Annotated in this window: 1 protein-coding gene; it reads left to right on the forward strand. The window is 56.4% G+C overall.

The genetic code is table 11. From position 1 onward, the window contains the following. Window positions 1-2: 2 nt before the first annotated feature. Window positions 3-564, forward strand: a 562-nt coding sequence (locus ACRCJM_RS12000) for an IS256 family transposase (RefSeq protein ID WP_431465089.1), incomplete at its 3' end; no start/stop codon positions are given.

The following is a 564-nucleotide window of genomic DNA, read 5'->3' on the forward strand; positions in this document are numbered from 1 at the left end:
TCATCACCCAAGCCAAAGAACAAGGCCTAGACCTCAGCAGCGACACCCTACTCAAAACCCTCACCCAAGACATCATCCAAGCTGCCCTCGACGAAGAACTCACCGACCACCTCGGCTACCCCAAACACGCCGAAAACCCCAACCAAACAAGCCAAAACACCAGAAACGGCTACCGCACCAAAAGAATCCTCACCGACACCGTCGGCCCCATCGACATCAAAGTCCCCCGCGACCGCGACGGCTCCTTCGAACCGACCATCGTGCCCAAACGAGCCCGTCGACTCAAAAACGTCGATGAAATCATCCTCTCCCTGGCCGCCAAAGGACTCACCTACGGTGACATCGCAGCCCACTTCGAGCAAATCTATGGGGCCAGCATCAGTAAAGACACCATCAGCCGTATCACCGCAACGGTCCTTGACCAGATGAATGAATGGGCCGCCAGGCCCCTAGAAACGGTCTACCTGGCTGTGTTTATCGATGCAATCTACCTGAAAGTCCGCGAAGGGCAGGTAAGCAACCGCCCCTTCTACGTGGCTATGGGAGTCAACGTCGAAGGCGCTA

It is taken from the genome of Rothia sp. L_38 (assembly GCF_050689125.1).
In the GTDB taxonomy this organism is placed as follows: Bacteria; Actinomycetota; Actinomycetes; order Actinomycetales; family Micrococcaceae; genus Rothia.